Source organism: Burkholderia territorii (assembly GCF_902833055.1).
Classification (GTDB): domain Bacteria; phylum Pseudomonadota; class Gammaproteobacteria; order Burkholderiales; family Burkholderiaceae; genus Burkholderia; species Burkholderia territorii.
Genome location: NZ_CADFEJ010000001.1, coordinates 1,028,696 through 1,054,619, shown reverse-complemented (window position 1 = coordinate 1,054,619; position 25,924 = coordinate 1,028,696). Strand labels below are relative to the sequence as shown.

The 25,924-nt window shown below is 60.0% G+C and carries 16 protein-coding genes and 3 pseudogenes; 16 read left to right on the top strand and 3 right to left on the bottom strand.

Going from position 1 to position 25,924, the window contains the following annotated elements:
* Both HW466_RS04590 and HW466_RS04585 read right to left on the bottom strand, forming a co-directional pair.
* Positions 1-307 (bottom strand): annotated as a pseudogene (locus tag HW466_RS04590) (type II secretion system secretin GspD); the annotation flags it as partial.
* Positions 308-1,669: 1,362 nt separating this feature from the next.
* A pseudogene (locus tag HW466_RS04585) lies at positions 1,670-1,894 on the bottom strand (xanthine permease XanP); the annotation flags it as partial.
* 315 nt (positions 1,895-2,209) lie between these two features.
* Here HW466_RS04585 and HW466_RS04580 point away from each other — a divergent pair.
* From HW466_RS04580 to HW466_RS04565, 4 genes are all read left to right on the top strand, one after another.
* Positions 2,210-2,800, top strand: a complete 591-nt coding sequence (locus HW466_RS04580; RefSeq protein WP_151002968.1) for a DUF4189 domain-containing protein — start codon at positions 2,210-2,212, stop codon at positions 2,798-2,800.
* A 222-nt stretch (positions 2,801-3,022) separates the two neighbouring features.
* On the top strand, positions 3,023-3,772 hold the full coding sequence (locus tag HW466_RS04575; protein WP_151002966.1) for a hypothetical protein: 750 nt from the start codon (positions 3,023-3,025) through the stop codon (positions 3,770-3,772).
* A 51-nt stretch (positions 3,773-3,823) separates the two neighbouring features.
* Complete coding sequence (locus HW466_RS04570; RefSeq protein ID WP_059794568.1) at positions 3,824-4,144, top strand: hypothetical protein; 321 nt, start codon at positions 3,824-3,826, stop codon at positions 4,142-4,144.
* A gap of 55 nt (positions 4,145-4,199) precedes the next feature.
* Positions 4,200-4,859 carry a hypothetical protein gene (locus HW466_RS04565; RefSeq protein ID WP_151002964.1) on the top strand — a complete coding sequence of 220 codons (660 nt, stop codon included), beginning with the start codon at positions 4,200-4,202 and terminating at the stop codon, positions 4,857-4,859.
* A 353-nt stretch (positions 4,860-5,212) separates the two neighbouring features.
* Here the strand turns inward: HW466_RS04565 and HW466_RS04560 are convergent, their stop codons facing one another.
* Positions 5,213-5,770 carry a recombinase family protein gene (locus HW466_RS04560; protein WP_059771867.1) on the bottom strand — a complete coding sequence of 186 codons (558 nt, stop codon included), beginning with the start codon at positions 5,768-5,770 and terminating at the stop codon, positions 5,213-5,215.
* 585 nt (positions 5,771-6,355) lie between these two features.
* Here HW466_RS04560 and HW466_RS04555 point away from each other — a divergent pair.
* The 12 genes and pseudogenes from HW466_RS04555 to HW466_RS04505 all read left to right on the top strand — a co-directional run bounded on the left by HW466_RS04555 (position 6,356) and on the right by HW466_RS04505 (position 25,836).
* Positions 6,356-7,387 (top strand): EAL domain-containing protein, encoded by a 1,032-nt coding sequence (locus tag HW466_RS04555; RefSeq protein ID WP_170296600.1) that lies wholly within the window; start codon positions 6,356-6,358, stop codon positions 7,385-7,387.
* 650 nt (positions 7,388-8,037) lie between these two features.
* Positions 8,038-8,799, top strand: a pseudogene (locus HW466_RS32390) (ESPR-type extended signal peptide-containing protein); the annotation flags it as partial.
* Positions 8,782-16,203, top strand: a complete 7,422-nt coding sequence (locus HW466_RS04550; protein WP_481968795.1) for an ESPR-type extended signal peptide-containing protein — start codon at positions 8,782-8,784, stop codon at positions 16,201-16,203. The pseudogene HW466_RS32390 and the gene HW466_RS04550, both read left to right, overlap by 18 nt.
* A gap of 93 nt (positions 16,204-16,296) precedes the next feature.
* Positions 16,297-16,977 carry an OmpA family protein gene (locus tag HW466_RS04545; protein ID WP_151002982.1) on the top strand — a complete coding sequence of 227 codons (681 nt, stop codon included), beginning with the start codon at positions 16,297-16,299 and terminating at the stop codon, positions 16,975-16,977.
* Positions 16,978-17,234: 257 nt separating this feature from the next.
* Positions 17,235-18,374, top strand: a complete 1,140-nt coding sequence (locus HW466_RS04540; protein ID WP_151002960.1) for a DUF2827 family protein — start codon at positions 17,235-17,237, stop codon at positions 18,372-18,374.
* Complete coding sequence (locus HW466_RS04535; RefSeq protein WP_151002959.1) at positions 18,374-19,504, top strand: DUF2827 domain-containing protein; 1,131 nt, start codon at positions 18,374-18,376, stop codon at positions 19,502-19,504. Before HW466_RS04540 ends, HW466_RS04535 begins: the two co-directional genes overlap by 1 nt.
* 5 nt (positions 19,505-19,509) lie before the next feature.
* Positions 19,510-20,067: a hypothetical protein gene (locus tag HW466_RS04530; protein ID WP_151002957.1), complete on the top strand. Its 558-nt coding sequence runs from the start codon at positions 19,510-19,512 to the stop codon at positions 20,065-20,067.
* Positions 20,064-21,239, top strand: a complete 1,176-nt coding sequence (locus tag HW466_RS04525) for a DUF2827 domain-containing protein (protein ID WP_239006120.1) — start codon at positions 20,064-20,066, stop codon at positions 21,237-21,239. The genes HW466_RS04530 and HW466_RS04525 overlap by 4 nt, the downstream gene beginning before the upstream one ends.
* A complete protein-coding gene (locus HW466_RS04520; protein ID WP_170296599.1) occupies positions 21,236-21,625 on the top strand; it encodes an H-NS histone family protein in 390 nt (129 codons plus the stop codon). Before HW466_RS04525 ends, HW466_RS04520 begins: the two co-directional genes overlap by 4 nt.
* Positions 21,622-23,526 (top strand): tetratricopeptide repeat protein, encoded by a 1,905-nt coding sequence (locus HW466_RS04515; protein WP_151002952.1) that lies wholly within the window; start codon positions 21,622-21,624, stop codon positions 23,524-23,526. Before HW466_RS04520 ends, HW466_RS04515 begins: the two co-directional genes overlap by 4 nt.
* Positions 23,527-23,595: 69 nt before the next feature.
* Positions 23,596-24,300, top strand: a complete 705-nt coding sequence (locus tag HW466_RS04510) for a response regulator transcription factor (RefSeq protein WP_059773203.1) — start codon at positions 23,596-23,598, stop codon at positions 24,298-24,300.
* A gap of 369 nt (positions 24,301-24,669) precedes the next feature.
* Positions 24,670-25,836: a porin gene (locus tag HW466_RS04505; RefSeq protein WP_151002950.1), complete on the top strand. Its 1,167-nt coding sequence runs from the start codon at positions 24,670-24,672 to the stop codon at positions 25,834-25,836.
* The last annotated feature ends 88 nt before the right edge of the window (positions 25,837-25,924 follow it).

The window sequence follows — 25,924 nt, the reverse complement described above, 5'->3', positions numbered from 1 at the left end:
GCACGCCGTGATCCTGCACGAGCGCGAAGCCCTGCATGCGCAGCGCCGACTGCAGCGTCTTCAGCGCCTGGTCTTCCGGCACCGGCCGTTCTGCCACGAGATTGAGCTGCCCCTTCACGCGGGGGGCGACGATGATGGTCTTGCCGGTCGTCGCGCCGATCGCCTTCGCGACTTGACCGATATCCGCATTCACGAAATTGAGCGTGACCTGGGCATTACTTGGGAGCGGGTTAAGAGATATCGCGATTACATAAACAGACGAAAGTATCCTTGCGATACGGCGCAAAGGGCGACGTTTGGTTGTCATTGGATGTTGCCTTGCCTTGCGTTATCAAAACAAAAGGAGAGTATCGAGCTAATCACGAGACGCGATAGAGCTTAGCATGACTATGCGTTTGGAAAGATCTAATTGATGCTGTAACGGGAGATGATGGGAAAAATGAAATCAGATTTAATATATTTAAAAATAGCGACCTAGGGCAGGATAACTTCCGTCCGCATGGTGATGGATTCGACTCATCCGCAAATGGTGTGCGTGACGAACGTTCTTTGGATGCAGGTCAAGGCGTCGAGGCTCTTGTTGTTGAAGCGTCCGCTTGCACGGACGGCCTGCGGGTTTCATCGATTTGAACGGATCTGCACTCACCGGTGGTCGTATAAGGAAGGCGAAGATGTCCATTTGCTGTATCAACTGTAGCTTGCCTGAGTCACGCGTCGGCGTGCTGTCGAGCTACTATCCCGTTCAGTTCGACAAATTTTCGTTTGTGAAAGCTGGAAGCGGACCATTAGGGAACGTTTCATAAGGGTGCTGAATCGGCTGTCCAAAAAATACCGTGGCGGATGCCGAGGCATTCAGTACCCAGGCAACACCACACGCATTCCAGGGGAAACCCGACAATTGAACTTAGCGGGGACACATACCGGCATCGTGGTGGCTCGTCGCGAGCGTCCCGAATGCAGCCGGGTCCCGGAAGGGCACTGTTAGGCGACATTTTGGTGGAAACCGCTCGCATCCTTTTGCGGTTACGCGTTCCCGCTCATATCGGAATGCCGGGGAGCCAAACTTGGGCAGGATTGTGGGTAGGAGGCTACCTGCAACTGCGGGAGTCTCACTTGGCGGTCTCCGCGAGCGATGGTTGCGGTCTGCTGCCTTCCGCCACATGGGTTTTCGGCGATTTGGCCACCGCGTGCGCGATGGCAATCAGCGCCTGCGGAACAAGTCATCGTTGCAGTCTCGATTACGGGCGCTACGCTTCGTAGGCAGCAACATTGCATGGAGTATTTCGAGCACGTTCCGTTCGCCGTTGAGGTCTGACGCAAAGGGTAGCGCGCGATGAACCGAACCGGACGTGCTCCGAGACCGCATATCCTTTGTCCCAACCGGCGATCGTGGCTGGCGCGGCGTTGATCGGACTCGCCTCGTACCCGTTGCCGAGCCGTTGAAAATGGAAGGCCCGCTTACGCGGGCCTCATGCAATCAGCAATTGCCTTTCTTTGCCTGTCCGGGCGGGCAGAACCCGTTCCCCGGCCCGCCTTGCGGCGCGACGACGACCGGTGGGCCCGGAACGTATGCGACGCATCCGCTGAGCGCGCCGACCACGCTCGCTGCTGCGAGCAATGCGATAACCCCTTTCTTCACTTCGTTCTCCCGTTTATTGAGGAAAGGCAACATCGACACGATAAGGGTCGTATCGCGGCTCGATATGCCGAGCGCCTGGCAGATCAGCAGGCCGGGCGTGACGATCGGCACGATGATCGCCAACAGGTGCTGGAGCGCGGCGACGAAGGCGACCATCGGCGCAGGCCGGTCATTGGGGCCATAGACGAGGTCGCGCGACGACTCTGCGTCGTCGGCGCCGCGGAAGGCGGATCGGGCGGGGGAGGCGGGTTTCATGGCGAGCGGGCCGGACAGGATGGAAAGTGCGGCATTTGATCGGCTTCACCTTGTTGCCACGACGGGTGCGTACGTAACGTGTCATTCGACGACGAACGGCGACCGTTTGCCCGGACGGCATGGCTAAAAATCCGGCCATCGATTTTGACAGTCAAATATTGTCAGACTGCTTTCAAGGGGCCCGAGCCGATGCTACTGTTTGTAAGCATCGATGGAGCCGGGGCTATCACTTGCCGTATTGTGAATCCTTTGGCACAGGGCCGACACAAAATATGATACGGCTTGCCTTTCAAATACAGGTGGAGACGATTCGACATGAAGAATTTTCTGTTTATCGTGCTGCTTTCGGTGCTTCCTTCCATTACTTTTGCACAACCTACGTCGCAGGGTGGCGTGCTGCAATTTCCGGGTTGTGCCGCGGGGTCGGTGCCGGGACAGCCTGGATGTGGTGGAGTCCCGGACGATGATGAGTTTTCCTCATCAATGAGGCAAAGGTCTCCTTCGGCTGCACGTCAAGTACCCGAGAGCGGAAGCGGTGCGCTTCGCTATGAGACGGGCGTCTGGGAAGAGAGCTTCGGAGCCTTTGCTGACGACGGCAAAGGACTAAAAGGAAATGGCGGCCGATCCGAGGACAGCAGTAGTGCAATGGCTGCAAGAAATGAAGCGTTGCGCGATTGCGGACATGAAGACTGCAAAATCAAAATCGAAGTGCGCAATGGCTGTTGGGGGGTGGCATATGGAAAAAGGAGTACATACTATTATCGAACGATCGCAGACATGAACGCGCACGACCCGAAGAAGCTGGGATTGCAGACGGTCGAAAGAGGGGCGATGAATTTGTGTAAAAGTGCAGGAGATGTGGACTGCTCGGTCAGAAACACCTCTTGTAGTCTGCCGTCTTATTGACAGGAAAAATTATTCCTGCTGCATCCCGAACGAGAATTTTTTGGAAGCGAAATAGGGTGATCCGGGTCGACACTCGATTCTTTCGAGAAGTAGAGCGACTGAAGGGTACAAGGTGGAAAACATGCCCGGCATTGTTGGAACACCTTATGTCTTGCCTATCTTCTGCAAGAGCATCTCTGGTTTTCGGTGAGAGTAAAAAAAACAATAGAGAGGGTCAATGTAATGCAACGTACTCGCTTTCTGGTCGGCGCCGCCTTCACGTTCTCGTTCGTTGTCGGAGCAGCCGCGGTCGGCCCTCGACTGATCGGGGCAGCGGTGGCTGCGCCTCAATCGACGCGCTTCACTTGCAGCGGCGTCTTCAGTTCCGGCTCTGGTATGGCTGGCTCCTCGCTGGAAAAGGACGGAAAGCCGACCTGCTTCTTCGAGGCGGATACCGACGCGGAAGCCAAAATGCAACGCGAATGCGGTCAGAACTCGGAGTGTGACGCCACGGCAATAACGAGAATGGAAGGCGATAGCCGCATCGTCGAAAAGGTGTTGTCGGTCAGGCGGGTTGCCGGTTCGAAGGATGGACGCTCGACTCGACACGTCAATCAAACACCGCCCCTGCTTGACCCGGGAACGTGCCCCTCCGGCGAATTCGAAACCTTCGCCAGGAAATTCGCGAGCAGAATATCCATCCAGTCTCACTTTACGCGCTGGCCTGTTGCGGTCACCAGCATCGATGCCGCCGCTCAGCCGGAGCCAAAACCTGTGACGAAGCAAGTCACCGAGAACAAGATGCCCTTTCCGCTGATGATGGACATGGAACGTGCCAGGCGGGAAGGGAAATTGGTTCGTATTGCCCAGGATAGCAAAACAACCGGTCATGTCGATTATTCTGGATCGGATTCCGACAAAAAGGTCCGCTATCTCTTCCAGCGATCGGAATCATGCTGGCAACTGGTGGCTATCGATGACCAGTCCTTGTAGCCATTCGCGAGGCGGTGAAAATTATTTCCGGATGTCGGAGGTTGTCGGTCGATGAAACCTTACTGGATTTTTTTACTGTGCCTGCTCAATTTTGCGTGCGCGAAACCCAAATGTACGGCGAGCCTGGCGACGTACAAAATCCAGGTGGACCAAGCGCTTGGTGACAAGACCATTGACCAACGGGTCTATGACGATCAGCAACGGCGCATCGGCGAAATCGAAAAAACCTGCGCGGCGGGCGACGATCAAGCAGCCCTCTCGTCACTCTTTGACGCAGCCATTGCCCTGAATCTTGGGGCAGACGATACGTACGCGCGCTCATTGAACAATCGAAGCGCCCCGAACGAGCAACGCGCGGCGAGTCAGAAATGAGCTTGTCCGGAGATCGTGCGGCGAAACCGACGAACTCGACATCCGGGACGCAACCATGAAGCAGACGATTGTCGTCATCCTGGTCGGGGCAAGCGCGGGACTTATTGCGTTTGTCGGTGCCTTGAGAATCAGCGGATACATCCAGCAAAGGCGAGCAACAGCGCTCAAATCGAGGCCGGTGAAGGCGCCAACCCTGAGTTTTCACTACTACCCCGGCGCGCCGAAGGGCTATGCGGGATATACGGATCGCAACTCGATGCTGCAAACCGTCACGGATGATCTCGTTGATCACGATGCCGATTGGCAGTTCACGACCATTGGCTTTGCGAAAGGGTTTCTGAGCACCGTGCTGCTCCGGACAGGCGAGTCGGACGATTCGCATTACATTTTTAGTGTGGTGAATCGAAGCGACAGTGACGCGACAGCCATTCGCTGGCTCTCACGTATGCAGACGAAAGGGACAGACAACGCGCTACCGTCTACGTCAAATCTGAAGTCGGTAGTGTGCGGGATTGCATCTGACATTTCCATCGATGGACCCCGCCGCACGAAGTTTTGGGGCGAGGCCCGAGGCGATTGCAGTGAGCATTCGGAAGAGGGCAGAGTTTCCTCCGAGAGGCTGCGTGAACTCACGATCCTTATGCGGAACGCGGAACAGCGTGGCGAGTCCTTAGCGGCAGGCGCGCAGATCTTTCCCTGGTATGAACGCATCTAGCGGACGAAACACGGCGGGCCGGGGCAACGCACTCGCCCGATAGCAATCAATTGCCTTGTTGCATTCGACATCTGCGACCGGCATTCGATTGACGAAGTCAATCTCATTTGGATCGTCGTCCAGTAACGCGATTCTCATATTTCTCCCTTTAACGAATCCGGCAGCCCTGGCCGGTGCGTACGTCATGGGACACGCCGCTCATCGACCGTCTTCATCACGGGGCAGCTTCAGTCAATACGCTACTGCGAGCACCCGCTCGCCAGCAAACGAAATCGTCGATTTCGGTCGACGAAAATGCGTGCCTGTCGCCAGGACCGAGCGCGATCGACGTCTCGAGTGTGTGCGCGAAATCTTCAGCTGTCGACATTTGCGTTGAGCGCGCGTTTGAGCGTCCGAGGATGAACGTTGAAGTGCGCCGCGACCTCCATGATCGTTTGTGTCTCGAGGAGTACGCTTGCGTGAGCACATTGATCAGGCGTCATATGCCTCCTACGTCCGAGTTGCTTGCCTCGCGCGCGCGCGGCAGCTAATCCGGCACGTGTACGCTCGCTGATGAGACTGCGCTCAAATTCCGCAAGAGCGCCCATCATGTGGAAGACCAATCGCCCGCCGGGCGACGCCGTATTAATTGATTCGGTTAACGAATTGAAGTCCACCCCACGACGGGCCAGGAAGTTGATCAGATCAATGAGCTTGCTCAATGAGCGGCCTAGCCGGTCGAGGCGCCACACGACGAGCGTGTCGCCTTTCATGACTTTTGCCAGAGCCGCGTCAAGGCCGGGGCGTTGAAAGTCGGCACCCGAAATACCTTGGTCGGAAAAAACGACATCGCACCCCGCGCGCGTGAGCGCATCGATCTGAAGTCCGAGACTCTGTTCGTCCGTTGACACACGGGCATACCCGATATTCATGACCGGGCTCCGCATGCTTCATTCGCCGTCTGTGTGTCCGTGCATTCACTTACATGTGCTCTGCCCATCATGACGTTGCGTCCGACGATGACAGCCAAGCAGGCATGGCGGAGACGAGACACGCGGTCAATATCATCCGACGAACATACCCAGATTCCCGCTGGGTCGGGAAAACACAACAAACATGCTTCTTCACAGCCCGTATTCCTTTGTGCGTCGGCGGAAGTTGATTTCATGAAAGGCGGCGATTGTGGCCGCCGGCGCGCCGTCACTGGCCATAGATTGCAAAGAATGGTGAATTCCGGCGTCTTCGGGCAAATATTACTGGACGGAAAGGGACGTTTTTGTCCGACAAGGCTTACAGAAGTTCGACCCTGCAACCACGGGCGTTTGCGCAGATCGGTATTTTTTTTTGTAACTCTGATGCAAACGTCCGTTTGTGTCTTTCATTGCTTTCAGTTAAGCGCGGATGCGGCGAGGCAACGCATGCATCGGATAACAAATGAGGGTCTATGAGAGGCTCGGCATCGTCGGGGAGGTAGGGAGATGGGTTGCGCATTGTTCATAAGGGTCGTCAATCGACCTATGTTGGTCAGCCGTTTCGGGCGTTCGTTTGTCGAGGCCATCGATCTGGAACTCGGTGAGCGGGCGCGGAAACTGTTTGGCGACGTTGCACGGGTGCGCAAGACAGATGATGGACATCTGTTGATATCCGAGATTGTGTTGCACGACCCCGATGCCGATCGTTTGACGGCGGAGGCTCCAACGGAAAGCTGGCTGCTTCGATTGAGCGGGCGAACGACGCCGCACTCGCAAGCAGCATGGCTCGCCAACTTGCGCGCGACGTGGGTCGATGACGATGTCGCGCGAATGGCCGAGGCACGGAGCGTCAAACCCAGTATGGGGGTGCCGACGCGAGCCGATTTGGCGACGGTGGACACCGTGTTGCGTGCGATGAAGAGCGATGCGATTTCACTGGTGATGTCGGCGGTGCACGCGCCCAACGACAGTCGCAAGGTGCTTTATTTCAAGTGCGTGCCTTGGTGCCGTGCATTCAGCGAAGGAAAGTCGTCACCGAAAGTGTATCTGCCGAGCATGGCGCGCGCGGGACGGATGGGTTGCTTCGATCGCTATGTGGTAGCGCGCGCACTGGACTTGCTCGCGAGCTCGCCGCAATTGAGCATCGGCGTGAATCTGTCGGAGCAGAGCCTCGTATCGGGATTGCTGTGGGAGAGCTTGCTCGAGCGGCTCACTCGCTCGCCGGAACTTGCCGAGCGCCTGGTTGTGGAGGTGAGCGAGGGGGCGCGAGTGGCCGGCAGAAGCGCGCGTACCTTTCTAGATCGGCTCAGGGTGCTTGGCTGCCGTATCGCAATCGACGACTACGGGGTGGCTTACGGCGTCGATGTGGGAATGGTCATTCCCGAGCCGGACATCGTGAAGATCGCGCCGGCGTTCATCGCGTCGGCCCGATGGAGTCAGTCGGCACGCGACCGCCTTCGGCATCTCGTGCAACTCGGCGCAAGCATGGCGCATGACGTCGTGGTGCTCGGTGTGCGAGACGCGGTCGACAAGGCGCTGGTTTGCGACGTCGGGGCGAAATGGATGCAAGGTGATTGAATCGGTGAAGGTTGCCGAATAAGCCGCTTGCCCATTCGGTGGTCGACCGACATGAGCGGGAAATTCGCGTAACGGTGATGAGGGCAGTGGAGTGGATCCTGATATTGAAGCCAGGCTCGGATTTTCGGGAGATCCGGAGTCCGATGGCACTGAATGCGACTGTCTGGAATCACGTTGCTACGAAGTACGGCGTGAACGCTTGATGATGAACATTCGATCGTGTCTGCATGCGATTGCTGAATGCTGTATGCCCGATGGGGATACGGAGATCGTGAAGGCAGCTTGCGACGCGGGAATGGCGGCCGGCTTCTACGGATCGGGATCGGCCATCGCGCAAGGTCTGACGCGAAAGCTCCAGTGCGTGCGAGGTATGCGATGCAGGGAAGATGAGGTTCTGCTTCAGGAAATGATCGGTATCGGCCGTGACGCTGGAATGAAATGTCGTTCCGTCGATACGTGGCGCTCTGGCGAAACTGCGAGCTCGTTGGGCGTGAATAGTTAAGTCCGCTGGCGAGAGGTTCGATTAACAGTCGTCAAAAATAAGATCGAACGGAAACAAATAGTTCGTACTGCTTTGAATAATTTTGAAGACATGACGGCATACAGACCGGCAAGCCTTCTTGTTCGAGTCTACCAAGCATCGACATACCATGAATCATACATATCGCACCGTCTGGAACGAGGCCCTGGGAACGTGGGTCGCAGCATCTGAACTGGACACCGCGCGCGGCAAAAGCAAACGGTCGTCTGTTGCCAAATTGATGATTGCCGCATTGCTTCTTGCTGCGGGGCAAGGGAGCTACGCCGTCGTGATCGCGGGTTTCACGAGTGGGGTCTGCAGTAGTGGTACCGGGACGAGTCCGGATGGTTCGCGCTCGTTGCCAACCAATACAGGCGCGATCGACGGAAACGGCACGTATTCGACCGTGGCTGGATGTAATGCGAACGGTGGAGGGGCCTCCTATTTAGGCGTGACCCTCTTTGGCTCGTTTACGACCGCCGTTGGTAACGGTGCGGTTGCATTGGGTATGAGCGCGTATTCCACCAAATGGGGCACAGCAGTCGGCCTGGACGCGACGGCTAGCGGCTTGGGAGCCAGCGCATTGGGCTACGGAGCAAGTGCTGCCGGAAATGCTTCCATTGCAATTGGTGGCGTCAATCAGAACGGGGGCGTCGGCGCAGCGGTATCGTACAACACCGAGGATACTGCCATCGGCACGGCTTCAATCGCCGGCGTTTCGGGTTCATCGATCACTCGCGACACCGCGGTCGGCAGCCATGCAGCTGCGACCGGAGGCGATTCAGTTGCAGTTGGTGATTTCAGCACGGCGTCGGCTGGATTTTCAAGTGCCTTCGGCCAAGGAGCGCTGGCGTCTGGTACGTCGGCCAGTGCACTGGGCGAAGCGGCGACTGCATCTGGCGTAAAGTCAGTGGCGGTTGGCGCGCTAGCCACCGCGACATCCACGTCGAGTATCGCCATGGGTGACGGCGCACGTGCAACGGTTCAGGACGGCAGCATTGCGATTGGCACCGCTGCGTATGCTTCAGCCGCAAGCGATGTGTCAGCGAAGGGAGGCGGTATCGCGATTGGGCAGGCCGCTACGGCGACGACAGCCAACAGCATGGCGTTGGGGTTTCTGTCGAATGCATCGGCCGAAGGGGCGAATGCACTGGGCCAAAATTCGACCGCAACGGCATTGGGCGCGCTCGCTGTCGGGCTTGTAGATACAGCGGGCGCATCCAACGCTACGGCGATTGGCAATTTCAACACCGCATCGGCCCAGAGTGCGACAGCGGTCGGCTACCAGTCGAAGGCTGTTGCCAATAGCGCGACGTCGATCGGTTCATCTTCGCTTGCCAACGCGACCAATGCGACAGCGATTGGTCCAGCAACGACCGCGAGCGGAGCCGGGGCAGTCGCGCTCGGCGGCAATGCCACTTCGGGCGCGCAGGCGGCTGCGTCGGATTCCATTGCCATTGGCGGTCAATCGAATGTTGCGTCGACCGCGACATCGGGTATCGCAATCGGACGCGGTGCGACGACGAGCGGCGCGTTCGGGATTGCGCAAGGTGACGGTGTTATCTCCGGTGCGACGGGGCAGAACGTCGCTATCGGCTCCAGCGGAACGACGGCCAATAGCTCGACGACGACCGGCGGTGCTGTCGCGATTGGCCGTGGTCAAACGGCGACGGGTAATGGTGCCGTCGCGATCGGTGATCCGAACTCGGCGATCGGTACGGGCGCGGTTGCACTTGGTGCAAATGATTCGTCGAACGGACAAGGCGCGGTCGCGATCGGCAATGCCAATACGGCTACGGGTCAAGCGTCGATCGCGATAGGTGATTCCAGTACGGCCTCGACGGTAGGCACCGTTGCGTTGGGGAATGCCGCTACGGCCAACGTGGCGGGTTCCGTCGCGCTCGGTCAAAATGCGGTCACTGCCGGTACTGCGACCGCTGCAACAGGTGGCACCGGTACAGTCAGCAGCACGACGATCGGAAGTCAAACATTCGGTTCGTATGCTGGTGCCAGTTCCGCCGCAGGTGTGGTGAGTGTTGGCGCGCCTGGAACGGAGCGCCGAATTCAGAACGTCGCAGCGGGCCTCGTCAGCGCGAGCAGCACGGACGCGATCAATGGTAGTCAGCTCTATGCAGTTGCCAGCACTACGACGTCGAGCATTGCCAGCTTGTCGACTTCGACGTCGACGACGGCAAGCTCGTTTTCGACAGGTTTGAGCACGACGAACAGCAACGTGACGTCGTTGTCGACGTCTACATCGAGTGGTCTGTCGTCGGCGACCAGTTCGATCGCCTCGCTGTCGACTTCGACATCGACGACGGCCAGCTCGTTGTCGACGGGCTTGAGCACGACGAACAGCAACGTGACGTCGTTGTCGACGTCTACATCGAGTGGTCTGTCGTCCGCAACCAGTTCGATCACGTCGCTGTCGACTTCGACATCGACGACGGCTAGCTCGTTGTCGACGGGCTTGAGCACGACGAACAGCAACGTGACGTCGTTGTCGACGTCCACGTCGAGCGGTCTGTCGTCGGCGACCAGTTCGATCGCCTCGCTGTCGACCTCGACGTCGACGACGGCCAGCTCGTTGTCGACAGGCTTGAGCACGACGAACAGCAACGTGACGTCGTTGTCGACGGTGGTTTCAGCGACACGCACTCACTACTACAGCATCAACGACGGCGGTGTCCATACAGGCAACTACAACAACGACGGAGCGACCGGTGCTCAGGCACTTGCTGCGGGAACCAACGCGTTGGCCGGAGGCATGGCCGCGACGGCGGTTGGTAATGCCACGAATGCAGGCGGTGATCAAAGTGTGGCGGTCGGAGATTCGGCAACTACGGCTGGAACTGGAAGTATCGCGGTTGGCGAACGTGCCAACGCGAACGGAGTTGGCGCCATAGCAATCGGTCAAATATCGGCGGCGAGCGGCAATGGCGCGGTGGCTATGGGCCTGGGTAATTCCGCTTCTATTACGGATGCGGTGGCGATCGGTGCATACAACAACGCTGCTGCCAACAATGCAATCGCGATTGGCTCGTCAAACAGTGCGCTTGGCGCTGCTTCCGTGGCGCTCGGTGCCGCATCGACGGCCGCGCAAGACTGGTCGATCGCCATTGGCAGGTTTGCTACAGCAGGCGCCAGCATGGGGGATGTTGCCCTGGGGGCGGGTTCAGTGACAGCCGCGCCGCATCCGACCTCCTCGGAGACCGTTGCCGGAACAACCTATTCGGTGGCCGGCACGACACCCACGAGCGTTGTAAGCGTGGGTGCGCCTGGTGCAGAGCGTCAGATCTCGAATGTCGCGGCAGGCCAGGTGAGCACAACGAGCACTGATGCGATCAACGGGTCTCAGTTGTTTGCGACCAATCTTGCCGTCGATAGCCTTTCGACGACAGTCTCAGGTACGACGAGCAGTATTAGTTCGCTTTCCACTGGGTTGAGCACGACGAACAGCAACGTGGCTTCGCTGTCGACCTCCACGTCGACCGGCCTGTCGTCGGCTACCAGCTCGATCAGCTCGCTGTCCACGTCGACCTCGACGGGTATCAACTCGCTGTCCACGGGCCTCAGCTCGACCGATAGCTCGGTGACATCGCTGTCGACTTCGACGTCGACCGGTCTGTCGTCGGCTACCAGCTCGATCAGCTCGCTGTCCACGTCGACCTCGACCGGCATCAACTCGCTGTCGACGGGCCTCAGCTCGACCGATAGCACGGTGGCATCGCTGTCGACTTCGACGTCGACCGGTCTGTCCTCGGCAACCAGCTCGATCAGCTCACTGTCTACGTCGATCTCGACGGGCATCAACTCGCTGTCGACGGGCCTCAGCTCGACCGATAGCTCGGTGGCTTCGCTGTCGACTTCGACGTCGACTGGTTTGTCGTCGGCAACGAGCTCGATCAGCTCGCTGTCTACGTCGACCTCGACGGGTATCAACTCGTTGTCGACCGGTCTGAGCTCGACCGATAGCTCGGTGGCTTCGCTGTCGACTTCCACGTCGACGGGCCTGTCCTCGGCTACCAGCTCGATCAGCTCGCTGTCCACGTCGACCTCGACGGGTATCAACTCGTTGTCGACCGGTCTGAGTTCGACCGATAGCTCGGTGGCTTCGCTGTCGACGGTCGTCTCGGCGACGCGCACTCATTACTACAGCGTCAACGACAACGGTGTCCAGCAGGGCAACTACAACAATGATGGCGCGACGGGGGTCAACGCTCTCGCGTCCGGAATCAATGCAACGGCAAGTGGCAACGCGGCCACCGCGGTTGGTAATGCCGCGAACGCAGCGGGGATTCAGAGTGTTGCAATCGGCAATAGCTCGACCGCGGCCGCGGCCTCGACAGTGGCAATTGGCGACAGCAACACGGTATCGGCAGCGGCCGGTGCCGGCTCGATTGCCGGCGGCCACAATTCGTCCGTCGTGTCCGGCACGGGCGCGATTGCGTTGGGCGAGAGTCAAACGGCCAATGGTAACGGTGCTGTAGCGATCGGTGATCCGAACACGGCGACCGGGGCAGGCGCGATTGCGCTGGGCGCGAATAACACGGCAGCAGGTAATGGCGCTTTGGCGATCGGCAGTACGAACGCCGCGCAAGGTCCCGGGTCGGTCGCGCTGGGTCAGAACTCGGTGGCTGGTACGGCCGGGGCGACGACCGGAAGCGTGGCAATTGGTAATGGCGCGATCGCGACGGCCAGCCCGGGTGATGTGGCACTGGGCAGCGGTTCGGTGACGGCGGCACCGAATCCGACCGCGACCGGCACTGTGGGCGGCGTGACATACAGCTATGCTGGCACCAATCCGACCAGCGTGGTGAGTGTCGGTGCGGTGGGCGCGGAGCGTCAAATCACGAACGTCGCCGCGGGCCAGGTGAGCGCAACGAGCACTGATGCGATCAACGGGTCTCAGTTGTTCGCGACCAATCTTGCTGTCGATAGCCTGTCTACGACGGTATCGGGTACGACGAGCAGCATTGCCTCGCTGTCAACGGGACTTAGTTCGACCGATAGCTCGGTGACGTCGTTGTCGACTTCGACGTCGACCGGCCTCTCGTCGGCAACCAGCTCGATCAGCTCGCTGTCCACGTCGACCTCGACTGGCATCAACTCGCTGTCCACGGGCATCAGCTCGACCGATAGCACCGTCGCTTCACTGTCGACCTCCACGTCGACCGGCCTGTCGTCGGCCACCAGCTCGATTTCGTCGCTCTCGACGTCGACCTCGACGGGTATCAACTCGCTGTCGACGGGTCTGAGCTCGACCGATAGCACGGTGGCTTCGCTGTCGACCTCCACGTCGACGGGCCTGTCGTCGGCTACCAGCTCGATCAGCTCGCTGTCCACCTCGACCTCGACCGGCATCAACTCGCTGTCGACGGGCCTCAGCTCGACCGATAGCACGGTGGCATCGCTGTCGACTTCGACGTCGACCGGTCTGTCCTCGGCAACCAGCTCGATCAGCTCACTGTCTACGTCGATCTCGACTGGCATCAACTCGCTGTCGACGGGCCTCAGCTCGACCGATAGCTCAGTGGCTTCGCTGTCGACTTCGACGTCGACTGGTTTGTCGTCGGCAACGAGCTCGATCAGCTCGCTGTCTACGTCGACCTCGACGGGTATCAACTCGTTGTCGACCGGTCTGAGCTCGACCGATAGCTCGGTGGCTTCGCTGTCGACTTCCACGTCGACGGGCCTGTCCTCGGCTACCAGCTCGATCAGCTCACTGTCTACCTCGACTTCGACCGGCATCAACTCGTTGTCGACGGGCCTCAGCTCGACCGACAGCACGGTGGCTTCGCTGTCGACTTCCACGTCGACGGGCCTCTCGTCCGCTACCAGCTCGATCAGCTCACTGTCTACGTCGACCTCGACGGGTATCAACTCGTTGTCGACGGGCCTCAGCTCGACCGATAGCTCGGTGGCATCGCTGTCGACTTCGACGTCGACCGGCCTGTCGTCGGCTACCAGCTCGATTGGCTCGCTGTCCACGTCGACCTCGACGGGTATCAACTCGCTGTCCACGGGCCTCAGCTCGACCGATAGCTCGGTGGCTTCGCTGTCGACTTCGACGTCGACCGGCCTGTCCTCGGCAACGAGCTCGATCAGTTCGCTGTCCACATCGACTTCGACCGGCATCAGCTCGCTGTCGACGGGTCTGAGCTCAACCGATAGCACCGTGGCTTCGCTGTCGACTTCGACGTCGACTGGTTTGTCCTCGGCAACGAGCTCGATCAGCTCGCTGTCCACGTCGACTTCGACATCAGTGAGTTCACTGTCTACCGGCCTGAGCACGACCAACAGCAACGTCGCCTCGTTGTCGACGGGTCTGTCCACGACGAACAGCAGTGTGGCGTCGCTGTCGACCTCGACGTCGACGGTGGCAAGCTCGCTGTCCACGGGCCTGAGCACCACGAACAGCAATATCGCGTCGCTGTCGACCTCGACCTCGACGATCGGAAGCTCGCTGTCCACCGGTGTCAGCTCGCTGTCGACGGGCCTGTCCACGACGAATAGCAGCGTGGCCTCCCTGTCGACGGTGGTCTCGACGACACGCACGCACTACTACAGCGTGAACGACAACGGCGTTCAGCAGGCCAACTATGCGAATGATGGCGCGACCGGCATCAACGCGATGGCAGCCGGCACGAGCGCGACGGCAAGCGGCGGAGCCGCGACCGCCATCGGCAACGCAGCCAATGCGGCGGGTACGCAGAGCGTGGCGGTGGGCAATGGTTCGACGGCGTCCGCGGCGTCGACCGTGGCGATCGGCGACGGCAACACCGTGTCGGCTGCGGCGGGCCCGGGCTCGATCGTCGGCGGTCACAACTCGACGGTCGTTTCGGGGACCGGTGCGATCGCATTGGGTGAAGGTCAGACGGCCAACGGTAGCGGAGCGGTTGCTCTTGGCGATCCGAACACGGCCACCGGAACCGGTGCGGTGGCGGTTGGCGCGAACAATACGTCGAGCGGCAACGGTGCGCTGGCGATCGGCAATTCGAACACGGCACAAGGCACGGGTTCGGTTGCGCTCGGCCAGAATGCGGTGGCGGGCACGGCGGGAGCGACGACCGGAAGCGTGGCGATCGGCAACGGCGCGACCGCCACTGCGAATCCGGGTGACGTTGCGCTGGGTTCCGGGTCGATTACCTCGGCACCGAACCCGATTGCCAGCGGCATCGTGGCCGGAAATGTGTATTCCTACGCCGGCGCCACCCCGACCAGTGTAGTCAGCGTCGGTGCGCCGGGCGCGGAACGCCAGATCACCAACGTCGCTGCCGGTCGGGTGAGTGCGACGAGCACGGACGCGGTCAACGGCTCGCAATTGAACGCGACCAATCTCGCGGTCGGCAGCTTGTCGACAGGGTTGTCGACGACGAACAGCAACGTCGCGTCGTTGTCCACGTCGACGTCGAGCGCGGTCAGTTCGCTGTCGACGGGGTTGAGTACGACCAACAGCAGCGTGACATCGCTGTCGACGTCGATGTCGAGCTCGGTTGGCTCGCTGTCGACAGGGTTAAGCACGACGAACAGCGCGGTCAGTTCGCTGTCGACGGGACTTTCCACGACCGACAGCAACCTTTCATCACTGTCGACGAGCGTCAGCTCGGCCGTGGGTGTAGCGACTTCGCTGTCGACGTTGGTTACGTCGACGCGGGCGCACTACTACAGCGTGAACGACAACGGGACGCAGCAGGGCAACTACGCCAACGATGGCGCGACCGGTATCAATGCGATGGCGGCCGGGGTCAACGCGACGGCATCGGGCGCGAATGCGACGGCAGTCGGCGCCAGTGCGAACGCTTCCGGAGACGGTGCGACGGTGATCGGTGCGAATGCGTTGGGCAGCGGCAAGAACAGCGTCGCACTCGGCTCCGGCGCGAACGCCACCGCACCGAATTCGGTCGCTCTGGGCGCAGGCTCGATCGCAGGCGAGGCCAACACGGTATCGGTCGGTGCGTCGGGGAGCGAGCGCCGCATCACCAATGTCGGGCCGGGTGTCAATCCGACCGACGCGGTGAACGTGTCGCAGCTCAATGCGGTGCAGGGATCGATCAACACGGTGGCGCGGACGGCCTACGCGGGCGTCGCCGGCGCAACCGCGCTGACGATGATTCCGGACGTCGACTTGGGCAAGACGATCTCTGTCGGCATCGGTGCTGCGACGTATCAAGGCTACGGTGCCGTTGCTCTCGGATTCACGGCACGGATTACCGAGAACCTGAAACTCAAGGGCGGGGTCGGGGCCAGTAGCGCGGGTCGCACCTACGGCGTTGGACTGGGCTATCAGTGGTGATGCGATCGGCGGGGGCCGAGCATTGCTCGGGTCCCGTCGCGCATGCGAGCGATCGGGAATCGCCGAAACAAGACATGAAACATGAGGTACGACATGTATAAGGCAATGTTCTGCATTGCGGCGCTGGCTACCCTGGCGGGATGCTCGTCATCGTCCGGCCCGACCTTCAGCGCGTGGTCGGTGGATCGGCAGGACGGGCAGAAGACCTACCGGGTAAGTTGCTACGGACTGCTTGAAGGAGCAGGAACGTGCTACAGCAAGGCGCGTGAGATCTGTCGCGATCAGCCGATGCGGCCGGTCCAGGATGATGCGCCGCTCGCATCCACGACGTCGGACGGCAAGCCGAACACCCGTCTGCTGACGTTCCAGTGCGGTGCGAGCGCCTCGACACCGGCACCGGTATCCGCGCCTGTCGACCAAACGCCACCGCGGCAGATGACGTTGTCGGGCGATGCGAACTTCGAAACCGGCAACGCGTCGCTTACACCGGTCGCGACCGCGCAACTCGACAAACTGGCCTCGGAGGCGAAGGGCATTGTCTTCGGCACGGTCACCGTCAATGGCTATACCGACGGCGTCGGCTCGAGTGAATACAACGTCCGGCTGTCCGAGCAGCGTGCGAAGACGGTCGCGCGCTATCTGCAGGCGCACGGGTTGAACGCGAAGCAATTCGAGGTTCACGGATATGGCAAGGCGAATCCCGTCGCAACGAACAGCATGGCCAGCGGTCGCGCGCGGAACCGTCGTGTCGAGATCGTATTGCAACAAAACTGATGTGCTGCCCCGGGCTGGATTGTTTCCGGACGAATCCTCGTGCGTTCCGGAGAATGTTTGGGGCTTGAGGATCGGATTTCCCCGATCCGATCCTCCTTTTTATTCGATGCCGACGAGACGAGGGCGTCGGTGCTCGGGCGTTGCCGGTCGCCGCAATGGTGACGCGCGATTCAGTCGGAAGTTGAAGTAGCGGTATCGCTGTAGAAATTGTTTCGAGAAAAACACGAGGACGCCCCACGAGGGCGAGACGAAACACGATGCGAATTGGAATTTCATGGGCCCCCCGGCCCGGCGACACCATTTGTGCCAACGGACTGGCGCAGCACGTATTCTTCCTGGCCAAGCTGTTGCGTGGGCTGCCGGCAGTTCGGGATGTGATCCTGCTCAATTGTGGCTTCGAGCCGTGCATGCCGGCGGACGGCGAGGCACTGATGCCGGACCTGACGATGGTGCGTCCAGACGAAGCAACGGAGCTCGTCGACGTCGTCATCGAAATGAGCGCCGGCCTCGACATCGCATGGCTCGACCATCTGCGCGCGCGCGGCAAGAAGGTCGTCCATCTGTGTTGCAGGCAACCGTATGTCGGGTTGATCGAGCCGAGCATCTTTCAGCGCGGCGGATATGTCGCGCGCGCCGATCGATGTGACGAGATCTGGATATTCCCGAAAGACCGCATTTTCGGACCGATGCTGGAAGCCGTGCATCGGTGTCCGGTCCATGAAGTGCCGTTCCTGTGGGATCCGATGTTCGTCGATCATCGCGCGAACGCATTGAATGCGGTGGGGCAGCAATTCGGATACGTGCCGGTCGAGACTCAACATGCCGCGCCGCGGGCGCTGCGTGTGGCGATCTTCGAGCCCAATGTTTCCGTCATGAAGTGCTGCATGGTGCCAATGCTGATTTGCGACGCGGCGTTTCGAGCCGAGCCTGGCGCGATCGCCGAGATGAGGGTCCTTAATGCCGCTCATCTCGAACAGCATCCGACCTTCTCGTTCATGCGCAACGCGCTGGATCTCCACCGCGAGGAGCGCGTCTACGTCGATCATCGGCAGGATTTCGCGGGCTACATGAGTCGGTTGTCCGACACGGTTGTCGCGCACCAGTGGCAGAACGATCAGAGCATCCTGTATCTGGATGCGCTGTATGGTGGATATCCGTTGATTCACAACTCGACGTGGCTGCGCGCGCTCGGCTACTACTACCCGGAATTCGACGTGTCGGCCGGGGCCCACGCGCTTGTCCGCGCGGCGTTACAGCATGACGCGAATCATGCCGACTACGTGCGTGGCGCGCGCGCATTCCTGGCGCGACTCCATCCGCACTCGCCAGAAAACGGCGCGCGCTACTTCCAGCAGTTGCTGAACGTGACCGCGAGTGGTCGCGGCAGGGAGGCGTGATGTCCCATCCCATGCGGGTGAAGGTCGGCGTCACGATTTTTCTGCGGACCGGCCAGCAATCGATCTGGGAGAACGGCATCTTCCAGAATGTCTATTTCCTCGCGATGCTGCTCAGGCGCTCGCCGTTGGTCGACGAGGTATATCTGGTCAACGGCGGCGATGGAAGCCCGGCGGAAGCGGCCTCGTTCCTCGCGCTTTCGCCCGCACCGGTGATCGACCTCGATACCGCGAGAGAGAAGCTCGACGTGGTGATCGAATTGAGCGCGCAGCTGAATCCCGACTGGGCGCGGTCATTTCGTGATCGAGGTGGTCGCGTGATCGGCATGCGTGTCGCAAACGATTACGTCATCGACATCGAACGGATGATGTTCGGCAAGCCACATGGGCTGTCGCTGTCGGGCACGCCGTACAGCGCGGTCTGGACGCTGCCGGCTTTCGAGAAGACCTGCACCGGCTACTACGAGGCCGGCTCGCGGGCACGCGTACAAGCGATGCAACACTTGTGGAGCCCGGTGCTGCTGGAGCAATCGATGAAGGGCGTGGACGTCGACAGAACGCTGGACTACGTGCCCGGGCGTGCTCGCTGGCGCATTGCCGTGCTCGAACCGAACATCTGCATGGTCAAGACCGCGCATCTCGCGATGCTGATCGCCGATGTCGCACATCGACAGGATCCTGAATTCATTGATTACTTGCGCGTCTTCAATGCAATGACGCTGAAGGAGGATCCGGCGTTTGTCGGCTTTGCCCTCGGTCTCGACTTGACCCGGCAGGGGCGCGCCAGTTTCGAACCGAGGTTGCCGGTGTATGACATCTTGCCCGCCCAGGCCGACGCGATCGTTTCGCATCAGTGGGAGAACGCGCAGAACTATCTGTACTACGAGGCACTGCACGGTGGTTTCCCGCTGATTCACAACTCGACGCTGCTCGGCCATTGCGGGTACCGCTATGACGGCTTCGATTGTCGACAGGGCGCGCTCGCGTTGCGTCGCGCGTTCGCGGAGCACGATTTGCGGCTCGAGGACTATCGGCGCACCGCACGAGCGTTTCTGGCATCGCTGGACCCGGAACTGCCCGCGAACGTCGAGCAATACACAGCGGCGATCGAGTCGGTCTTCAGCGGAGGGTAATACACATGGCCACCCGCACTTTATTTACTCTGGTCGTCGTTGCGCTCGCTGTGTCGGGGGGTGCGGTTGCAGTACTCGCGCAGCCGGCGCCTGCCGTGCCGCCGCCCGCTGCGCCGGTCACGGTCCTTGCACATGCCGCGCAGGAAATCGGCGTTCGTCGCTGCTACGACGCTGTCGCTCAGGTGTCGGCGCGGGTGTTCGATCACGCGCACCGGGCCGATGTGCTGCTCGACTGGCAGCGCACGAATCCCGACATCGGGCCGTTCTTTTCGCTGTCGGGCATCGAATTTCCGACATCCTCGGCGCTGTTGTCGCTTGTCACGGTTCCGGGTGTGACGGGAGGCTGTTCGGTGCTGGCCGAGCGGATTTCCAGTGCACCGCTGTCCTGTGCGCAGGTCGCACGCGCCGAGCTGGCCGGTTATCGGGCCACTCCTCTCGTCAAATCCGTCACGGTCTATACCGATTCGTCGCATCCGCAAGAAACGGTCGTTCTTGTCGATGCTCCGCCTTCCTGCCTCATCTTGCGCCGTCAGGTGCAATTCCAGTGGGGGGCCGCGCAATGAACACGACAACGTCGCCGCATCGCGGGAGTATGCGGGGATCGCTTCGCATCGGCGTCACGATCGGCCTGCAGGATGAGGCGGAAAGCCTCTGGGTCAATGGCATCAAGCAGAACGCACTGTATCTGATGCGCGTATTCCAGCACTCGCCGCTGCGTCATCGTGTGATGCTGGTCAACACGACGTCCGTCGCGATCACGTCGAAACTGCCATGGGACCTCGAACGCTACCCGGTAAGGCACTTCGAGGACGTCAAGGATGATCTCGACGTTCTGATCGAGTTGGGTGGCCAGATCAATGCCGACCAGACCGACTATCTGAAGGCGCGCGGGACCAGGCTCGTCAGTTATTGTTGCGGCCCGGAGTACGTGCAGATGATGGAGGCGATGATCTTCGATCGCCGGATGTGCGATTCCGTCTTTATCAACCAGCGCTATGACGAGGTGTGGGTGATCCCGCAGGTGGTCGAGACGAGCCTGCATTTCTTCAAGACGTTGCGTCGATGTCCGATCCGGGAAGTGCCGTTCGTTTGGGACCCGATGTGTATCGATGCCCGTACGCGCGATCTGCCGAACGATGGCGAATACCGGCCGGCCAGCGGACCGCGACGGCTGTCCGTGATGGAGGCGAACATCGATGTACTCAAGTTCTGCCTGTATCCGATACTGATCGTCGAAAACGCCTATCGTGCCGTGGGGCAGGAGATTGGCCACCTTCACGTGACGAACGCGCAGCATCTGGCGCTGCATCGTCCCGAATTCATCGGCGTCGCGAATTACCTGGATATCGTGCGCGATCGCAAGGCCAGCTTCGTCGGCCTGTTCGAAACGCCACGATTTCTTGCCGAGCATACCGACATCGTCGTGTCCCATCAGTGGGGGCTCGCGCTGAACTATTTCTATTTCGACGTGTGCTGGAAAGGCTATCCGTTCGTGCACAACGCGCATTTGTGCCGGGACCTGGGCTATTACTACGCCGGTCAGGATGTCGACGAAGGCGCGCGTCAACTCGTACGGGCGATTCGACATCACGACCGGGAGTGGGAGGAATACCGGGCTCGCCAAAGACGATGTATCGGGCGCTTTTTGTCGACCGATGTCCAGGTGGTGGCGCGCTACGACGAACTGTTGCTGCAAGTTGCCGGAACCGAATGCTTGATGAAGGGGACATCATGAGTCGCTATCGGACTTTGCTCGAACGATACGAAAAGCTGAAGAGCGAAATCGAGCGCGAGCGTGCGATGGAAAAGGACCGTCTGGAGAATCTCGTGGCCGCGCGCGTGCGTGCGGTGCTCCAGGAGTTCGGCTTCGACTTCGAAGTGATACCACGCAATGCACGCACGCTCGATAGAAGCCGAAGACCGGCACCGAAATACTGGAATCCGGCGACGGGACAAACATGGAGCGGACGAGGGCGGCCGCCGGCCTGGATGGTCGGCGAGGATCGCGAACGATACCGGATTCCCGGTACCGGCGACGAGCAGGGGGCGACGCCGAATGCGAGTCTGATTGACGATGACCCCGACGCTCTGCGACGTGCACACAACAGGGAGGAACAATGACGACACATGAACCGCTTTCAGCGCTGATCGACCGACTGCTCGATCAGGGCGACCTGATCGGTGCATCGCGTCTCTTCAATGAGGTCGCCGCGACAAACGTGTCTGATCCGCCGCTTTTGATCGCCGGGAGCCGGGTCATGCGCATGCGCGGACGCGAGGCCGACGCCGATGCACTCATTGAACGCGCGTTGGTGCTGGACCCCGACTATGCACCGGCGTGGGTGGAACGTGCGAGACAGGCCGCTGCGTCGGAGGATTGGGCTCAGGCAAGCAGGTGGTATGCACGGGCTTATCAGAGCGGGGTAGAGGGCGAGCCGTGGATTCTCGAGTGGATCGAATTGTTGGCTCGGCATCTGGACCAAACGAACGCGGTCGACCTGGCCGAGCGATTCTGCGAGGCGGCGCCGCATAGCGCGTCGGGATGGTTCCATCTCGGATTGCTGCATCAGCGTGCAAGACGGCACCGTGAAGCGTTGGCAGCGTACGCGCGCGCCGAGCAACTCGACCCGGCGATGCCGATGCTGCAAAACAACATTGCGGCCGCGCATATCGAACTCGGCGACTTTTTGCATGCGCAGCCCTTGCTCGAGGCACTGGTCGCGCGTGAACCGTCGAATGCGCTGGCATGGAACAACCTGTCGCTCGCCCTGCTCGAGCAGCATGATCTGGCCGGCAGCGAAGTGGCGTCGGAGCGAGCCTGTGCATTGGCGCCCGACTATCCGGTCGCGCTGCTTACCCACGTTCAGGTACTTAAAGAGAGGCAGCAGTGGAGCGCGGCGCTGGATGCGATTCACCGTGCCCATCAATTCGATCCGAATAATCCGTCGATCATCTGGGCAATGGCGATGTTGCAATTGCTGCAAGGTGATTACGTGCAGGGATGGGCGAACCACGAAGCGCGCTGGCTTGGCTCGCCGGAGCTGCGCGACGTGTCGCCGGACCTGCCGGTGCCGCGGTGGACCGGTGAATCGCTGAACGGCAAGACGTTGTTTGTCTGGGGAGAGCAGGGAAACGGCGACGCGATTCAGTTCATGCGCTTCGTGCCGCAACTCGCGGAACGTGTTCATGCAGAAGGCGGCAAGCTCGTGTACTGCTGTTTCGCGCAATTCCTGTCGCTGTTCAGTCGTACCCTCGAGGGCATCGTCGATGCGATCGTTCCGCACGATGTGTCTGTACTACCCGTATTCGACTTCGAATTGCCGCTTGCCAGTCTGCCTCGGGCACTCGGTGTCACGATGGACCGATTGCCCGGTGCAACGCATTACCTGAAGCCGGATCCCGGCGCGCTCGAGCGCGGGCGATGCCGTGGGGCGAACGATGGCCGGTTGCGTGTCGGGCTGGTATGGAGCGGAAATCGGATTCACCGACGCAATCCGCTGCGTTCGATCGAGCCGCTCGCTTACGCGAACGCATTCAAGGACATCGACGAAATCGAATTCGTCAATTTGCAACTGGATGCATCCGATGAGCTCCGCGCGATGCGTGAAGCGGGGATGGCCATCACCGATCCGACCGTCGAGCTGCATTCATATGACGATACGGCTGCGTTGCTGTCGACGCTGGATCTCGTGATTACGGTGTGCACGTCGGTGGCTCACCTGGCCGGGGCGCTAGGCGTGCAGACCTGGCTATTGCTCGACGTCAATCCGCACTGGGTATGGATGACGGAGCGTGCGGACAGCCCGTGGTATCCGAGCCTGACGTTATATCGGCAGACCGAGTACCGGAAGTGGGCACCCGTCATCGAACGGGTGGCGAACGACCTTCGGCATCTCTCCGAATTTAGACGAGGCGAATCACGGTTGCGCGATGCGCGATCATCGGCTGACGAATCGACGATGGAGCCGAAAACGAGTGCGGCGAGATGGTTGTTGTATGGCGTACGTCATTTGTTTTCTTGAACCAAATGCGCATGATCCGGAAACCTGACGGATCATGCAGAAAGAGATCGTGTGCTTTTACAAATCGCCATGAGAATTGCCATCCTCGATGACGATCCGATGCAAACGGAGTTCGTCAATCGCACCCTGTCGGACGAAGGACATACCTGCTACGAATTCTCCAGGAGCAAGGCGCTGATGCGGCGTCTTCAGCGCGAGACGTTTGACCTGTTGGTGCTCGACTGGAACGTTCCGGACGTGTCCGGAGAGGACGTGTTGAGATGGGTGCGCACGAAACCGTTCGGAGCAAGGCTGCCGATCATCTTCATGACCTGTCGGAGCGAGGAAGACGGCATTGCACATATCCTCAATGCCGGTGCCGACGATTACGTCGTCAAACCGGTGTCTGGTACGATTCTGCGCGCACGAATTGCCTCGCTATTGCGCAGAACATATTCGGTCGACACTGACAATGCGACGCGCGAATTCGATCAGTTTCGTTTCGACATGAACCAGCAGCAGGCGTATGTCGGTGACACCGCCGTGGCCCTCACGCAGAAGGAGTTCGATCTCGCATTGCTGTTGTTCCAGTTTTTCGATCGGCCCCTGTCGCGCGCACACATAATCGACATCGTCTGGAAACAAGTCACCGACGTATCGTCGAGGACAATCGACACACACATGTCTTCATTGCGAACGAAACTCGGCCTGCGGCCGGAATGCGGCTATCGGCTTATATCGCTTTATGGATACGGATATCGGCTGGAGCGGGCGATTAAAGTTAAACCGGATTGAACGGCGTCCCGGGACACGACGAGGGGGGCGTGCATCAGGCCGAGCCGCGCGCGGTTATTCGAATCTCACGCGCGAAGAAAAAGCCGCAGCAACATGAGTTGCCGCGGATTCAACTTGGAGATAACGCACGCGACGCCGCTCGCACTTGAGCGTCGCGCACCAAAGCGCGTGACTTCGGTGGGTTGATTATCCGGCAGCGCGATCTTGATCTCCAGATCAGAAGGCGAGCGTGACAATGTTTGACAGTCCGATGCTCGCGTGCAACGGGCCGGTTTGGAAGCGGAATTGTCTTTGCTAACATCGGTTCCGCCTAGTCAGGTTCATTTCTGTTGCATCGAGTCGGATACTTAATTCGGAGACCGTATCATCATGAATAAGTCTATTATCGCGCTGGCGGCCGTTGGGGCATTTTCCAGTCTCGCGCACGCCCAAAGCTCCGTCACCCTGTACGGCATCATTGACGAGGGGTTGAGCTATACGAACAACGTCGCGGTGGCTGGCGCGAATGGCGACGTGACTCGCGGCAACGTGTTTGCGCTGCAGAGCGGTGTGTTGCAAGGCAGCCGCTGGGGACTCAAGGGTACCGAGGATCTCGGGGGCGGCATGAAGGCTATTTTCCAGCTGGAGAACGGGTTCAATGCCAGCAACGGTGCACTGGGTCAAGGCGGTCGCATGTTCGGCCGACAGGCGTATGTCGGCCTCTCGTCGGCGAACGCCGGCACGGTCACATTGGGTCGCCAGTACGATTCGGTCGTCGATTACCTCGGACCAATGACCGCCAACGGAAATTGGGGCGGCGCGTTCTTCTCGCATCCGTTCGACAACGACAATACGGACAACTCGTTCCGCATCAACAACTCGGTCAAGTACACGAGTGCGAATTACGGCGGTTTCCAGTTCGGCGGCTTGTATGGCTTCAGCAATTCGACGCAGTTCTCGAACAATCGTGCATGGAGCGTCGGTGCACGCTATTCGAACGGCCCGTTCACGGTTGCTGCCGCCTATCTCGATCTGAAGAACGGGGCCACAATCAATTCGGCGGGCGCGCAGACCGACGGTATTCCGTTCGCGGGCTTGTTGAGTGGCCTCGCCAGCGCCGCGGCCGGGAAAGCCGTGACTGTCGCGTTCGCGAATCAGCGTACAGGCGGAATCGGCGCAAGCTATGCAGTGGGTCCGGCGACCCTAGGCGTGATGGCGAGCGAGTCGTTGATGCAGACGCCGACGGCGTATGCTCGATTCCTGAACGTGGAAGGAAATGTGCAGTATTTCGTGATGCCTACGTTGGCGCTTGGGGCAATGTACGATTACACGCGCTTGACGCTTAGTGCGAACGGCGATCGGGCCGGCGGGAATTTTCATACGGTCGGCCTGATGACCGACTACTTCCTGTCCAAGCGCACCGATCTGTATGCGCAGGCGGTTTATCAGAAAGGTTCAAGCGGGACGGACGGCCTTGTTGGTGTCTCGGGCGCCGGCGGGTATTCCACGGGAACTTCGCAGGTCGTGGCACGTGTCGGTATCCGACACAAATTCTGATGTGATGGCGATGCGACGCGTTGATCGCGTCGTGTCATGCGTGACCCTGATGCGCATCTTGTGCATCAGGGTTTTTTGTTGCGCGAAC

What these genes read in the sequence shown, in the direction of transcription:
- HW466_RS04580 (WP_151002968.1), top strand. Translation starts at nt 2,210, where the DNA reads ATGAAGAATTTTCTGTTTATCGTGCTGCTTTCGGTGCTTCCTTCCATT.
- HW466_RS04575 (WP_151002966.1), top strand. Translation starts at nt 3,023, where the DNA reads ATGCAACGTACTCGCTTTCTGGTCGGCGCCGCCTTCACGTTCTCGTTC.
- HW466_RS04570 (WP_059794568.1), top strand. Translation starts at nt 3,824, where the DNA reads ATGAAACCTTACTGGATTTTTTTACTGTGCCTGCTCAATTTTGCGTGC.
- HW466_RS04565 (WP_151002964.1), top strand. Translation starts at nt 4,200, where the DNA reads ATGAAGCAGACGATTGTCGTCATCCTGGTCGGGGCAAGCGCGGGACTT.
- HW466_RS04560 (WP_059771867.1), bottom strand. Translation starts at nt 5,770, where the DNA reads ATGAATATCGGGTATGCCCGTGTGTCAACGGACGAACAGAGTCTCGGA.
- HW466_RS04555 (WP_170296600.1), top strand. Translation starts at nt 6,356, where the DNA reads ATGTTGGTCAGCCGTTTCGGGCGTTCGTTTGTCGAGGCCATCGATCTG.
- HW466_RS04545 (WP_151002982.1), top strand. Translation starts at nt 16,297, where the DNA reads ATGTATAAGGCAATGTTCTGCATTGCGGCGCTGGCTACCCTGGCGGGA.
- HW466_RS04540 (WP_151002960.1), top strand. Translation starts at nt 17,235, where the DNA reads ATGCGAATTGGAATTTCATGGGCCCCCCGGCCCGGCGACACCATTTGT.
- HW466_RS04535 (WP_151002959.1), top strand. Translation starts at nt 18,374, where the DNA reads ATGTCCCATCCCATGCGGGTGAAGGTCGGCGTCACGATTTTTCTGCGG.
- HW466_RS04530 (WP_151002957.1), top strand. Translation starts at nt 19,510, where the DNA reads ATGGCCACCCGCACTTTATTTACTCTGGTCGTCGTTGCGCTCGCTGTG.
- HW466_RS04525 (WP_239006120.1), top strand. Translation starts at nt 20,064, where the DNA reads ATGAACACGACAACGTCGCCGCATCGCGGGAGTATGCGGGGATCGCTT.
- HW466_RS04520 (WP_170296599.1), top strand. Translation starts at nt 21,236, where the DNA reads ATGAGTCGCTATCGGACTTTGCTCGAACGATACGAAAAGCTGAAGAGC.
- HW466_RS04515 (WP_151002952.1), top strand. Translation starts at nt 21,622, where the DNA reads ATGACGACACATGAACCGCTTTCAGCGCTGATCGACCGACTGCTCGAT.
- HW466_RS04510 (WP_059773203.1), top strand. Translation starts at nt 23,596, where the DNA reads ATGAGAATTGCCATCCTCGATGACGATCCGATGCAAACGGAGTTCGTC.
- HW466_RS04505 (WP_151002950.1), top strand. Translation starts at nt 24,670, where the DNA reads ATGAATAAGTCTATTATCGCGCTGGCGGCCGTTGGGGCATTTTCCAGT.